A 13,391-nucleotide genomic window follows, 5' to 3' on the forward strand; every position below is an offset into this window, starting at 1 on the left:
AATAGTCCTACATCTGCAGTTATCCGGCCTTACGTAATACATACACCCGTTTAAACGCCAGGCCGGGCAGGAAATCCTGATGCCACACCACGCTGAAACCGGCCGCGAGAAACTCGGCTTCGACGCAGGCCTTGTCGGTGAGGTTTCGTTGTGAGGCGTGGCCGAGCTTGAGGCGTCCCTCGATCTGCACTGACACGATCACCGTGTCCCGGCTGACCCGGTGGAATTCCCGCAGCAAAGCCAGGCGATGTTCGCTGGCCTGGATGTGCATAAACAATTGCAGACAAAAAATGCAGTCCACCGCGTTCGCCGACAGCCCAAGGGTGAACGCCGAGCTGGGAAAAGTCTTGATCCGCTGGAGCAGCGCACCGCCATGGTGGCTGCGGGCATGATCGAGCGTATCCGGCGACGGGTCCGCCGCCAGGATCACCCGGTTGGCATGTTCGCCCAACACCGGCCAGAACCGCCCCGCCCCACACGCGACGTCCAGTACCAACCCAGGCTCACCGGCCACCTTCAAGGCGTTGCGCACCAACTGCTCATCACGCCAGAAGGTCAGGCGCAGCCGCCGAGGCGTCGGCTGACAGCAGATTTGCGCATGCTCCTGGTCATGCTGCCTGGCGAACTCAAGCTCGACGGTGGAGGGGGATTGCCCGGGCATACTCTCGGCTCACGGAAAAGGTTGGACGACAGGTTAAACAGGGCTACGTGAAAAAAAGGTGTAGGAAGATTATTCCCTGGCCAACACCCCATCGATCACTGCGCTGCGGCAACTGGCGAACATGTCCAAGTCCTGGTTGTAGACCTTGCTGTTGACTTCCAGTAGCCCGAGCATCGAATGAAACAGGTTGTCCTGGCTCAAGGGTTTGTCCCGACTCATTTGCAGGCAATGCGTATCGACCGAGAAGGACTTCTGATAACTGTCGGAAAACCAGGCCAGCATTGCCACATGCTTCTGCTGCTCAGGGGCCAGCATGTAGGGCGTGCCATGGAGGAACAGGTTGTATTCGCCCAGGGACTCGCCGTGGTCCGACAGGTACAGCATGGCGGTGTCGACCTTGTCCTGGTTGGCTCGCAGCAAATCGATCAACATCGACAGCACGTGATCGGTGTAAACCAGCGTGTTGTCGTAGCCGTTGACGATGCTCTCGCGGCTGCAATTGTTCAGCGCATTGCTCTCGCACACCGGGGTGAAATGCTCGTATTCCTTCGGGTAGCGCTTGAAGTATTCCGGCCCATGACTGCCCATCTGGTGCAACACCAGCACTGTGTCCTTGTCGAGGGTGTCGATGAAATGTTGCAAGCCCTGGAGCAGGATTTCGTCGCGGCACTCGCTATTGGCGCACAGGGACGGATCCTTGAGATTACTGACGTCCTGCAACGTGACCCGATCGCAGGTGCCTTTGCAGCCGGACTGATTGTCCCGCCAGATCACCTCCAGCCCGGCGCGTTTGAGCACGTCCAGCAGCCCCTCTTCATTCTTGGCCTTGCTGGCGTCGTAGTTCTTGCGGCCCATGTTGGAAAACATGCACGGCACTGACACGGCCGTCTCGGTCCCGCAGGAATGCACGTCGGTGAAAGCGATCAGGCCGGCCTCCTTGTCCAGTTGCGGCGTGGTGTCGCGGTGATAGCCGAGAATGCCGAAGTTCTCGGCGCGAGCGCTTTCCCCGACCACCAGGACAGTGAGTGATTTTCGTGCATGGGTTTGCCAGGCCGGGTTGCGGCTAGCATCCTCGCCCAACGTGATGAACGGTTGCTTGGCCGACGCGACTTGCTCGCGCAAATAGCCAAACGACGCCCCGATGTAGTTGCTCGGCACCACCATCAGATGCAGTTCATGGTGGTTGCGAAACAACGAGGACAGCCCTTGATAGTTGATCATGGCCACCGCGCCGAGCACCGCAACCGAGGCCACCCCGACCAGCAACTTGCTCAACAACTCCCTCGGCCAGCGGCGATAACTAATCGGCGTCTTGAACAATAACCAGGAAGGCAAGACACCTAACAAACCAATGTAGACGAACAACTTCAACGACAATAGATCGCGAACTTCCGTGGCATTGGTTTCGGCGAAATTTCGCAACATGCCGGCATCCATCAAGACCCCGTACTGGGCCATGAAATACGCCACGCCCGCGCTGATCATGAATAACAACATCAACAACGGCTTGAGCACCGGGCGGAACGCCAACAACGTCAACACCAGGTTGAACGCGCAGAACACGATGACGGCAAATGCCAGGCACAGCAGCAGGCCGCGGCCATCCGCCGCAGTAATCACAAGCAGGTGTTGCCAGAGAATGAAGTTGAAGCCCACTAACAAAAAGGCACTGGCGACCAGCGTCACCCACTCGGGGCGCACGGCTTTAATAGTCAGCATGATGATTGGAGGCTTCCTGAAGTTGCTCTTTTAAAAGAAAGTGCCGCAGGCAAATGTGAAAAATTCATTTCCTACGGCAACACAAACTTTAGGCTGCCCACCATCAATTTTTCGTGAAAAAGTTGCCAGTAAATAATTATTTAAAGAACGTTCTAAAAACCGTCGTCAGGCTTGGTTCAGATACCAGCGCCAATCTTGCTCGCCTACCTCCCCCATGAATTGACGATATTCGGCGCGTTTGACCGCCAGATAGACACCGAGAAACTCGCTGCCAAACGCTTCTCGTGCCCATGGCGAGGCCTCAAGCGCATTCAAGGCTGTAAGCCAGTCGGTGGGCAGCAACTCGGTCGCCTGGGCGTAACCATTGCCTTGGACCGGCGCGCCGGGATCACGCTGTTGCCGTATGCCGCGATGAATCCCGGCCAGTATCGCGGCGGCGGCCAGATACGGGTTGGCATCGGCGCCGCAAACGCGGTGTTCGATGTGTCGCGAAAACGCCGGGCCGCCAGGCACCCTCAGGCTGACCGTGCGATTGTCCACGCCCCAGGTCGGTGCCAGTGGCGCATAGCTGTTGCTCTGGAATCGACGGTAGGAGTTGGCGTTCGGGCACAACAGCAAGAGCGAATCCAGCAGCGTATCGAGCATTCCCCCTACCGCGTGACGCAGCAGCAGCGTGCCGTCGGCGGCTTCGCTGGAAAACAGGTTGTGCCCGTCCCGGTCCGCCAGGCTGACGTGCATGTGCATGCCGGAGCCCGCCAGATGCTCGAATGGCTTGGCCATGAAACACGCCGCCATGCCGTGTTTATGCGCCACGCCCTTGACCAGGCGCTTGTAGCGCACCGCCTCATCCATGGCTTGCAAGGCATCGGTGCGGTGTTCAAGCGTGATTTCGACCTGCCCCGGTGCGTATTCCGAAATAGCGGTTCGGGCCGGAATGCCTTGCAGTTTGCAAGCGGCATACAGGTCGGCCAGGAACGGCTCGATCTGCTCCAGCTCGCGCAAACCATAGACTTGTGTGGCCCGTGGCCTGCCACCGTCAGCGTCACGCGCCGGTTGCGGTCGGCCTTGGCTGTCGCGCTGGGCATCCAACAGGTAAAACTCCAGCTCCGCCGCCATCACCGGGTAATAACCGTCGGCCTGCAAGGCGTCGATCACCCGGCTGAGCAGAAGGCGCGGGTCGGCGACGGCCGCAGGCATTCCTTCCTCGGGATGCATGCCGACCTGCACGGCGGCGGTGGGAATCAACCGCCACGGCATGCGTTGCAAGCTGCCGTTTAGGGGGTAGGCACGGCAATCGATGTCGCCGACATCCCACACCAACCCGGAGTTTTCGACGTCGTCGCCATTGAGGGTCAGCCCGAGCATCGTACTGGGCAGCGGTCGACCGTTTTCGTAGACCGCCAGCAGCTCGTCCCGGTGCAATAACTTGCCCCGTGGCGCGCCGTTGTTATCAAGGATGAACAGTTCGAAGAGCTCGACATCAGGGTTCTGATCGAGAAACGCCCGGGCGTGTTGCACGGGCGCGAATGCATTTTTGGCAAGGCTCATGAGAAGGCTCGTATTTCCATGTCGGACGGGCGACCAGGCTCCGTCGGTCTGTGCTCGTCGGCGACGAACACAGTGTTTGATCAACAGGAAACACGGGAATCCGGAGGACGCGCGTGACGACAATGCCACAAGGCCCAGAAGGCCAGCTCGGACGGCAGCGCACTGAGGAATGGAGGTATGACGGGCGTAGTCCTGCCGAGCGGATCGACCGCGGCGGATGAAAGGTATCGGAGCACCAAGGGCCAACCGTTCATGAGCGCATCACAGGGACAGTATCCGGCAAGCGTCCCACGGCCCCCACGGACCATTAAACCTGGATTTGATGGAGCTTGGATCAGGGCGAGCTAAACATAAGCAAACGAATAACGCCGTGGGCAACATTCTCCTCGTCCTCTCGTTCCGCTAGGATCATCCGCCTGGTTTGCGCAAGATCCGCGCAAGAGCACTGCGAGACAGAACGGATGCTGAACAGTAACGCCCTCAGAAAGCTCGACATGCAGGACCTCATGGTGTTTAGCGCCGTGTATGAACAAGGCAGCGTCACCGGCGTGTCCGAAGCATTGTGTGTCAGTCAGTCGACCGTCAGTTATTGCCTGAAGAAACTGCGTGCCTGTTTCGAAGATGAACTGTTTATCAACAGCCGTACCGGCATGCGCCCGACCTATAAAGCCGAGGGGATGTACGAACATGTGTGCGCCATCCTGCAGCGAATCAACCAGTGTCATGCCGGGTCGCCCACCTTCGATCCAAGGCGTCAGGCCATCACCTTCGATATTTGCGCACCCGAATACTTCGAACAGCTGATCCTGCCGCGACTGCTGCGGGGTTTCGATCACGCCGAGTTGCCGGTGACGGTGAACGTGAGCAAGCTCGAAGCGGACATTCCCGTCGAAGCCCTGCGCAATGGCAGCCTGGACCTGGTGATCTGCTTCGGCCCGAATTTCCACAGCAATCATGCCGACCTGAAATCCAGGCCGTTGCTGGACGACGATCTGGTGTGTGTCGTGGATAAACGGGCCGCACCGCCGCTGAATCTAGAGACATTCCTACAGCGCCGGCACGTTTTTCCGACACCCTGGGCTTCGTCCAGCAACATGATCGACGGCTGGCTGGCGATGCAAGCGCAGCAACGCCAGATCGCGGCGCGCGCCAACAGTTACGGCGCGGCGCTGAAGATGATCGCGGGTACCGATTTCATCCTCACCCTGCCCCGCCGCATCCAGCAACTGCTCGCCAATGACACGGGTTTTCATCACTACGACGCGCCTGAAGGCTTGCCTGGTTTTACCCTGGACATGCAATGGAGCCTGGGCGCCGATCAGGACAGCGCCAACATCTGGTTGCGTGGGCAGGTCATCGAGGCTTGCCTTGGGCACTGAACCTCACAGACCAATGGCAGCCTTGGCATAAGGACCACGATCAATGTCGAGGAGCTCCACGCACAACTGCACGCTGACGCCGGCAGGCCATGGCCCGAGGTCCTGAAGAACCGCCAGCAGATTATCGGCCAGCTGCTTCTTGATCTCCGCCGAGCGGCCACTCAACAAGGCCAGTTTCAAATGCACGAACCCGCGCTCGCCGATGCCGGTGCCGACCCGAAATGTATCGATCTTCACTGCACGGCTCTTGATGTCGTGCTCAGCCGCGAACTGACCGGAGGCCACCAGCGCGTTGTTCAGGCGCAGCAGTGCGACATCGGCGTTCAGCGCGGTCAGGTTGGCGGTGTATTCCATGTGCAGGTGAGGCATGTGTTTCGACTCCGATTCGAAAAGCGAGGGTGGGGTGACAGCTGTCGCAACGATACCTCGACTGGGTCAGGTCAGGCAGGTTTTGTTTCGTCTGCCAGCGGCATCCGTTCGCTCATGAACGCCTCCAACCGCGACCTCAGCCACCGCTCGGCCGGGTCATTGTCGACGTGGCTCAACCAAACCATGGACAAATCCACCGTCGGCGTCTCGAAGGGAAAAGGTTCACAGAACAATTGGCCGGAAGCGGCCATGGCCGTGGCGGTGTAGTCCGGCAGGCTGGCGATCAGATCAGTGCCGGCCAGCAACGCCGGCAAGGCGCTGTACTGTGGCACCGACAGCACCACATGGCGCTTGCGGCCTATTTCGGCCAGCCATTCGTCAGCCAGGCCGGCAATGTTGGCCGTATGGGAAACCAGCACCTGTGGCCGCGCGCAATATTCATCCAGGGTTAGCGGTGTTTCCGAGGCATCGGCCCGCAGCACGCGGGCCCTGATGTGCCGCAGCAGCTTGCGTTTGGCATTGGCCGGCAGCCCCCGGGTCTGGCTGATACCGACCGTGATGTCGCCTGAGGCAAGCAAGTCGGGAATGCGCCAATAATCGACGTGCTGCACCACGAACACGACGTTGGGTGCTTCCTGGCGCAGGCTGCGCAACAGCGGCGGTAGCAGGCCGAATTCCACGTCGTCCGACAGGCCGATGCGGAATGTCATGGTGCTGTTGGCGGGGTCGAAATCATGGGACAGACTCAGCGCCACCGACAGTGAGTCCAGAGCCGGCGACAGGTGCTGGATGATTTCCTCGGCCCGCGCCGTCGGCTCCATGCGGTGCCCGACGCGGATGAACAACGGGTCGTTGAACATCGCCCTGAGGCGATTGAGGGCCGAGCTGATGGTCGGTTGGCCAAGGAACAGTTTTTCCGCAGCCCGCGTCACGTTACGCTCGAGCATCAGCGTTTCAAAAACCACCATCAGGTTGATGTCGGCCTTGCGCAATTCGTTGCGGTTCATCCATTGCTCCTGGTTCCAGTCGGTGAGGCAGGCGCTGCAATTTTCTGAAATATCTCACAATCATTGGAAACGTATTCCCATTAGCGAAAATTATCAGCTTGGCTAGGCTTGCGACGACATGTACAGAACATGTCCTGAACGAATAAATCGCATGGAGCGAACCGATGTATTTTGAAATCTATCGACAGACCCGAGGAACCCCAAGCACCGGACAAGGCCAGTGGCGCTGGCGCTTGAGGGCGGGCAATCACGAAACTATCGCCAGCGGCGAATCCTATGTGAACAAGGCTGACTGCCTGCACGTCATCGGGTTGATCAAGAGCGCCCACGGCGAGACACCTGTAAAAGAAATCTGAAGCCGCCACGGGCCGACCATCCTGAAGTATCGTATGCAGCGAACAGCGAGAGGTCGCGCCCATGGCTCAATCGAATAACCGTAGCGACTGGCTGGTGCGTGCGCCTGAATCGGGGAAACTGGAGCGCATCGAGGCCTATTTCAGTGGTCACGGCTACAGCGCCCACCGGCATGACACCTACGCCATCGGCTTTACGCTTTCCGGCGTCCAGAGCTTCAACTACCGGCACAGTAAACGTCATAGCCAGCCTGGTGGAACCATCGTGCTGCACCCCGATGAGGTTCATGACGGCGAAGCAGGCACCCGCGATGGCTTTCATTACCGGATGTCCTACATCGAGCCGTCACTGATCCAACAAGTGTTGGGTGGCAGGCCCTTGCCCTTCATCGAGGGCGGACTGTCGAACGATCCCCGGCTCAACATCGCGACCCGCAGATTGCTCAATACACTGGAGCATCGCCTCGACCCACTGGAGGAAGACGACGCCATCTATGATGTGGCCCAGGCGCTCGCTGCCGCGGCGGGTCGTCGACGCGGACGCCGACTGCTGGATTACCCCGCCGCGGAGCGTGCGCGCCTGTTCATCCATGATGCCCTTGGCCAACCGATCACCCTGGACGATCTGGTCGAGGCCAGCGGTCGGGATCGCTGGAGCCTGTCACGGGACTTTCGCGCGTTGTATGGCACCAGCCCCTATCGCTACATCACCCAGCGTCGCTTGAACGAAGCCCGGCGCCTGGTATTGCAGGGCCTGCCATTGAGCGAAGCAGCCCTTGCCTGCGGTTTTTTCGACCAAAGCCACATGACCCGGCTGCACACCCAGGCCTTTGGCATTTCACCGGCGCGCTGGCTGAAAATGCTGCGCTGAAGCCCCTGGGTCACCCTGCAAAAGCTGCACGATCATCCAATACCCGCCCTGCCCCAGGCCGTAACGTAGTGCTCATCTTTTCCAGTTGAGGAGCATGCCCCGATGAATCAGTACTCCCCCATTAACGTCGCTCAGAAATACGCGCTGTTCGCCGAGCAATGGGCGCCCAAAGTCATCGCCGAAATGAACGACTACCAGTTCAAGATTGCCCGGCTCGAAGGCGACTTCATCTGGCACACCCACGCCGATACCGATGAAACATTCATTGTCTTGGACGGTGTGCTGCGTATCGACTTTCGTGATGGCGCCGTGATGATCGGCCCGGGCGAGATGTACGTGGTCAAGAAAGGCGTCGAGCACAAACCCAGTGCCGAGCGGGAAGTGAAACTCTTGTTGATCGAGCCTCGTGGCGTCATCAATACCGGTGAAGAAACCAATGAGCGAACGGCGGTCAATGACGTCTGGATCTGACCGGGCCTGGCTCAGTCGTACTCCGCCTCCTGATGATCACCGAGCAGCCGCCGCTGGCGAGGCGTCGCGGCGGCGAGCACGACGGGATTGAACAGCCAGTGCAGATAGGGCGAGAACTTTTGCGCGACCATCCGTCGACCGTAATGCACCTGGAGCATGTACCGTGTGCGGTCGACGGTCCGGTTGTCGCTGCCGGCGTGCCATAACTCGCTGCGCAGTACCAGAACATCGCCCGCCCGACACAACACTGGCTGCGCCGGACGCCCATGCCACTGCGTCTCACCCGCCGCTGGTGCACGGCCCGCCTTGTGGCTGCCGGGAATCACCTGTGTCGGGCTCAGGTCAGCGTCGATGTCATCGAGGTAAAACTGCGCGGTGAACACCTGCATCGGCAGTTCAAAACCGGGATCAGCCAACAGGGCCGGCGGCAGCTCCATCGGCAGGTAATCCAGATGCAATGGCGCGCCGACAAAACCGGGATGGCAGCGCCAGGCCGTCTGGCCGATGATGTGGCAATCGTCGCCCAAAGCCGCTTCGGCGAGTTCGATCACCCCGCTCACTTCCAAATACGGCAACCAGAACGGATCCCGATTGAACACGCATTTGTAATGATCGATGACGCCGCTGTAATCCCAATGTTGGGGTTTCAGCTGGTCGATAGTACGACGCACGTCAGCGACTTGCGCGGCATCCAACACGCCGGGCATCAGGACAAAACCGTCCTGATGCAGGGCTCGCAGGAGGTCGTCAGTCGACACGACACCACCTGCTTCAGGTGCGGAAGCGGCCGGTCAGCTCTGCGAGGTTTCTCGACAGGCTGGAAAGCTGCTGGCTGGCGTGCATGCTCTGGGCGGAATTGGCCGCCGCTTCGTTGGACAAATCACGGATGTCGGAAATATTGCGGGCTATTTCCTCGGTGACGCTGCTTTGCTCTTCACAGGCGTTGGCGATTTGCGCGGCCATGTCGTTGATTCGCTGGATCGAACCACCTGTGCCGCTGAGGACCTGGTCGACACCCGCGGCGCGCTCAACACTGTCGCGAGCCTTGCTACTGCCGACCTGCATCGCTTGCACAGCCTTGGCGACACCGCTCTGCAACCGCTCGATGCGAACCTGGATGTCCTTGGTCGAGTCCTGGGTACGAGCCGCGAGCGCCCTCACCTCATCGGCCACAACGGCAAACCCACGGCCCTGCTCACCGGCCCGTGCGGCTTCGATTGCAGCGTTCAGTGCCAACAGGTTGGTCTGCTCGGCAATGCCACGAATCACTTCGAGCACAGCACCGATGCTGGAAGTTTCCTGGGCCAACGCCTCGATCGTGCCCGAGGCACTTTCCACTTCCAGGGCCAACTGACGGATCGAATCGATGGTGCTGCTGACCACCTCGGCGCCGTCACGAGACTGGCTGCTCGCCTGTTGCGCGGCATCCGAAGCACTCACCGCGTTATGCGCAACCTCATGCACCGCCGCGCTCATCTGGGTAGCGGCGGTACTGACCTGATCGAGCGCCGCGTGCTCGCTGCTGATCAACCGATCGTTGGTCGCGGCCATATCGGCCATGGCCCGCGCTGCAGAATCCACCTCGCCGGTCACCCGCCCAACCTCAGCGATCAACGGCTGCAGCTTGTCGAGAAAACGGTTGAACGCACCGCTGAGCTGGCCCAACTCATCGGCCGAGCGTACCTCGAGGCGCCCTTTCAGATCACCGCCACCCTCGGCAATCTGCTCGACGCGATGCAGCAGCCGGCGCATCGGGCTCAACACCACCATTGGCAGGGCAACCAGCACGAGGATGCAACCGAGCAGGCCGATCAACAGAATCACGCCCTGATGCACCCCGACGGCCTCGCCATTTTCAATCGCTGCATCGCCTTCGCGGTGTGACGCCGCTTCCTCCAGCTCTCCCAGCTTGTCGATGGCGTCCCGCGTGGCTTCGAACAGGCGCTCACTGTCACTGAAGCTCAGGGCGCTGGCACCTTGCGGATCGCCTACCGACTGCTCAATGACCCGCCGCGAAACCTGCACCCATTTGCCGAAGCTGTCATTGAACTGACCGACCAACGCCTGCGCCTCGGCACCGGGCTGCATCGCGGCATACTTCTGCACTCGGTCGTAAGCCTGCTTCGCATTCTCGCTGTGACTGGTGCTCAGCGCTTGCAGATGCTCGCTTGCATGACCGTCCAACAAGCTGCGCTCGGCCACGAAGGCTTGGTAAAGATCACGATCGGCATTGAGCAACAGGCTGATCGCCGGCAGATAACGTTTGGTCAATTGTGTGCTGGATTCGGTCACCTGACCGATGCCGCGCATCCCCGCGCCCCCCATCAGGACCAACAACACAGCCAGGAAGGCTATCGGGAGAGTGATTTTCCAGCGAAAGCCCAAGTCGGCGAAGAACCGCAGCATGGTGTCATTCCTTACACGGGGGGATTACCTGCCTATCGGCAGCCTTGTGTTGAGCTATAGACCATTAGTCTGATTGTTACAAAGCTTTGGGTATGGGGAAGACTGTGGTTAGGCAGGTCGCGGAGGGATTGGACCGGGTGAAAATGATCGGAGGGACATCAGTGTTTTGGGGAAATTTTCTGACATTTTCCGCCCACATAATTCTAGGAATGTTCTTACGCATCGTCTGATTGATGATTTTAACGGTAAGCCTTTATAGTCCGAGGCGTCGTTCGTAAGAGCGGCTTGGGTTTGGCGACTCGATTACAAATGGTAAGAAGGCCTTCAATCAAACGGAGTTTGAAATGAACAGATACATGGCTCTTACTAGTAATGCCGACGATCAACCCCTTTTCGTCGATACCTCCGCACCGTTGCACATCCTGCTTGACACGGCGGGCTATAGAATCCGCGCTGTCACCCAGCTTTTAGAGAACCTCGCAATGCGAGGGGACATTCCGAGCGACTCAGTGGTCCTCCAGGACTTTGCACAGCTGTGCTGCATCTCCTTGAGGGATGGTTGCGACGTGCTCGATGTCATTGCCCGACGCTTGGACGCAGAGCCGGCCTAGAGGTGATGCCAATCAGTTGAACAGCACAGCTGTGGGAGCAAAGCTTGCTCGCGATTGCGGTAAGCCAGCCGGTAACAATATTGGCGACTCGACCGATATCGCGAGCAAGCTTTGCTCCCACAGGATCTACGCCTAACTGACAGGCATCAGCCCTCAGGGTCCATCTTGTCGAAACGAGCATGGTTCGATAACACGAAACCTCCGGTTTGCCCGGACTCGATTAGTCACACAAGCTGATCAGCATGAATACACATACCTCGGAGACTCCGATGGCTACCAAAAAAATCAAGAAAACTCACAGGAAAGCCACTCACGAAGAGCTGACATTTCTTGACGTTCGACAAGCTGCAAGTGATGGTCAGAACGTGTTCGATAGATTTGTGATCACTGGCAAGCTTGCTACTAAAAAGTAGTTCTGGATGCCAACCGTTAAATTCGCACCCCTTTTGAAGAAGCAGAGAGCCGTAAATATTGCCGCACACCTTTTATAACTACGAAGTGTACGGCGAGATACCGGTCATCTTTGACAATAAAATCGTAATCTATCCCCCACGGCGCATCATAATAGGTCAGACGATCCCTGCCCCGAAACTCACGCTCGCGGTACTGTCGCGCAATCCATAACGCTACGCTCCCGTACGCCACAAAACCCCAGAAACGAAAAAACCCAGCGGATACGCCAGGCTTTTATGGGAACGGATGATTTTATTCTTCCTCCGTTCCTGTCGTAGAATTTCCATATTCCAAGACGTCGCAAGCCGCGATGAGGTCGGTGTAGGAATTAGGCATTTTTCCGTTTAGGAGCATTGCAGTAAAAACTGCATACACATCATTTTTATCGCCATCCTTCCTCAACGTTCTCTCATCATTGAGCCACGCATAGATGACGGTCATCGGCGCCTCGGATCTGAACTGAAAAAACAGGCGATACCGTGGAGGTATCCCTTGCTTCTTCACCCGAAGCCAGTGCTTAAAGTCACGCCCTAGCGTGTTCCCCTGACGATAGCAGGGGTGGGTCGGATCGGACGGAACATTGATTAGGATATTCGCGCTCACCGCATCGAAAAGCTTGTAGACCGGATGATGGTGAAAGCCTTCCGGGTCATTAGCCATCACCCTCTCAACAGCGACGGTAATTTCTTCGAGGCGCGCAATGAATAACGGGTGAGCATAAAGTGCCCACCCGTTTTCGATATGAATCGTGCTTTCAGTCACGCTTAGCCTTCTTGAAGCTCGCGACGACGATTATCGTCCGCCTGATTGCGAATTGCTTGAATTCGCTGCAGCAGGCCGCGAGGGATAGGCTGGATACCTTCAGGATTTTCCTTGATATCCCTGTCAAGCAGATCAAGGAACTCGATACCTGCTTGAATCTCCGCCTTTCTGTCGGTAAACGAGACGACATTGCCTTTAGACATGACCTCTCTCCATTGCAAATTTTCCTGCACTTTCAACAGGACATGGCCTGAACGCTTCATGGCGAGCATGGCCTCACGGGGCATTTCCGTGCCCTCTGTAGGATCACTGTAGATCACTATGGTTCACGAGGAGTGCATTTAACACCATCAAAGCCGAATAAAGGAAGCCTGATGATGTAACAGATGGCGAAGCCCGTTCGAATGACCAGACAAGACGAAAATGTCATATCAGACGTCGACTTGCGTGCCTCTGTGCCGCAAGACAAGTCTCGCACGATCAAGCCGTGGCCCATCGAATACGCTTGTTTTCTGACGGGCGGTTATACCACCTGTGCAACAGAAAAGACCAAGGCGGTGTCTGGGCGGAGTCGAGGAAGATTCCAGCATGGTTGGGGAATGACATCCACCCTCATTCCCCCAAATACAAAAAACCCCGAGGCGATTAAGCGCTCGGGGCCTTTAAATATGGCGGAGAGATAGGGATTTGAACCCTAGGTACTGTCGCCAGTACAACGGATTTCGAATCCGTCCCGTTCGGCCACTCCGGCATCTCTCCAGTGGCGCGCATCATACCAGCA

Annotated in this window: 14 protein-coding genes, 1 tRNA gene and 1 pseudogene; 5 read left to right on the plus strand and 11 right to left on the minus strand. The window is 58.2% G+C overall.

The genetic code is table 11. The annotated features are described in order from the left end of the window. Window positions 1-19 precede the first annotated feature (19 nt). The 3 genes from KSS97_RS21710 to KSS97_RS21720 form a co-directional block, all read right to left on the minus strand. Window positions 20-661 carry a class I SAM-dependent methyltransferase gene (locus KSS97_RS21710; RefSeq protein WP_030141195.1) on the minus strand — a complete coding sequence of 214 codons (642 nt, stop codon included), beginning with the start codon at window positions 659-661 and terminating at the stop codon, window positions 20-22. A 69-nt stretch (window positions 662-730) separates the two neighbouring features. Beyond that, window positions 731-2,380, minus strand: a complete 1,650-nt coding sequence (locus KSS97_RS21715; RefSeq protein ID WP_198797151.1) for a phosphoethanolamine transferase — start codon at window positions 2,378-2,380, stop codon at window positions 731-733. A gap of 165 nt (window positions 2,381-2,545) precedes the next feature. Beyond that, entirely contained in the window at window positions 2,546-3,928 is a 1,383-nt protein-coding gene (locus tag KSS97_RS21720; protein WP_217860120.1) for a glutamine synthetase family protein, read from the minus strand. Between the two features lie 461 nt (window positions 3,929-4,389). On the opposite strand from KSS97_RS21720, the gene KSS97_RS21725 reads away from it, so the two are divergent. Further along, window positions 4,390-5,307 (plus strand): LysR family transcriptional regulator, encoded by a 918-nt coding sequence (locus tag KSS97_RS21725; RefSeq protein WP_217860121.1) that lies wholly within the window; start codon window positions 4,390-4,392, stop codon window positions 5,305-5,307. Window positions 5,308-5,310: 3 nt separating this feature from the next. Here the strand turns inward: KSS97_RS21725 and KSS97_RS21730 are convergent, their stop codons facing one another. Together KSS97_RS21730 and KSS97_RS21735 are read right to left on the minus strand one after the other, a co-directional pair. After that, window positions 5,311-5,676 (minus strand): 5-carboxymethyl-2-hydroxymuconate Delta-isomerase, encoded by a 366-nt coding sequence (locus tag KSS97_RS21730; RefSeq protein WP_217860122.1) that lies wholly within the window; start codon window positions 5,674-5,676, stop codon window positions 5,311-5,313. Window positions 5,677-5,747: 71 nt separating this feature from the next. Next, window positions 5,748-6,683 (minus strand): LysR substrate-binding domain-containing protein, encoded by a 936-nt coding sequence (locus tag KSS97_RS21735; protein ID WP_198797148.1) that lies wholly within the window; start codon window positions 6,681-6,683, stop codon window positions 5,748-5,750. Between the two features lie 164 nt (window positions 6,684-6,847). Here KSS97_RS21735 and KSS97_RS21740 point away from each other — a divergent pair, with 164 nt between their 5' ends. The 3 genes from KSS97_RS21740 (at window position 6,848) to KSS97_RS21750 (ending at window position 8,378) form a co-directional block, all read left to right on the plus strand. Next, entirely contained in the window at window positions 6,848-7,039 is a 192-nt protein-coding gene (locus KSS97_RS21740) for a YegP family protein (RefSeq protein ID WP_039593327.1), read from the plus strand. Between the two features lie 61 nt (window positions 7,040-7,100). After that, the gene (locus KSS97_RS21745) at window positions 7,101-7,907 is read left to right on the plus strand and encodes an AraC family transcriptional regulator (protein ID WP_217860123.1); all 807 of its coding nucleotides are present in this window, start codon (window positions 7,101-7,103) and stop codon (window positions 7,905-7,907) included. Window positions 7,908-8,009: 102 nt separating this feature from the next. Next, window positions 8,010-8,378 (plus strand): cupin domain-containing protein, encoded by a 369-nt coding sequence (locus KSS97_RS21750; protein ID WP_217860124.1) that lies wholly within the window; start codon window positions 8,010-8,012, stop codon window positions 8,376-8,378. A gap of 11 nt (window positions 8,379-8,389) precedes the next feature. Here the strand turns inward: KSS97_RS21750 and KSS97_RS21755 are convergent, their stop codons facing one another. The 3 genes and pseudogenes from KSS97_RS21755 to KSS97_RS28835 all read right to left on the minus strand — a co-directional run. Beyond that, window positions 8,390-9,136, minus strand: coding sequence for a phytanoyl-CoA dioxygenase family protein (locus KSS97_RS21755; protein ID WP_217860125.1), 747 nt, complete (start codon window positions 9,134-9,136; stop codon window positions 8,390-8,392). 13 nt (window positions 9,137-9,149) lie between these two features. Next, window positions 9,150-9,938, minus strand: a complete 789-nt coding sequence (locus tag KSS97_RS28830) for a methyl-accepting chemotaxis protein (protein WP_437128346.1) — start codon at window positions 9,936-9,938, stop codon at window positions 9,150-9,152. 69 nt (window positions 9,939-10,007) lie between these two features. Next, window positions 10,008-10,784 (minus strand): annotated as a pseudogene (locus KSS97_RS28835) (MCP four helix bundle domain-containing protein); the annotation flags it as partial. Window positions 10,785-11,128: 344 nt separating this feature from the next. Between KSS97_RS28835 and KSS97_RS28445 the strand changes: the two are divergent. Continuing rightward, window positions 11,129-11,395 (plus strand): hypothetical protein, encoded by a 267-nt coding sequence (locus KSS97_RS28445; RefSeq protein WP_041475780.1) that lies wholly within the window; start codon window positions 11,129-11,131, stop codon window positions 11,393-11,395. Between the two features lie 705 nt (window positions 11,396-12,100). Here the strand turns inward: KSS97_RS28445 and KSS97_RS21765 are convergent. From KSS97_RS21765 to KSS97_RS21775, 3 genes are all read right to left on the minus strand, one after another. Beyond that, window positions 12,101-12,610, minus strand: a complete 510-nt coding sequence (locus KSS97_RS21765) for a type II toxin-antitoxin system YhaV family toxin (RefSeq protein WP_217860127.1) — start codon at window positions 12,608-12,610, stop codon at window positions 12,101-12,103. 2 nt (window positions 12,611-12,612) lie between these two features. Next, window positions 12,613-12,897: an AbrB/MazE/SpoVT family DNA-binding domain-containing protein gene (locus KSS97_RS21770; protein ID WP_030141207.1), complete on the minus strand. Its 285-nt coding sequence runs from the start codon at window positions 12,895-12,897 to the stop codon at window positions 12,613-12,615. A gap of 382 nt (window positions 12,898-13,279) precedes the next feature. After that, window positions 13,280-13,369: transfer RNA gene (locus KSS97_RS21775), tRNA-Ser, on the minus strand. Between the last annotated feature and the right edge of the window lie 22 nt (window positions 13,370-13,391).

Source organism: Pseudomonas alvandae, assembly GCF_019141525.1.
Classification (GTDB): domain Bacteria; phylum Pseudomonadota; class Gammaproteobacteria; order Pseudomonadales; family Pseudomonadaceae; genus Aquipseudomonas; species Aquipseudomonas alvandae.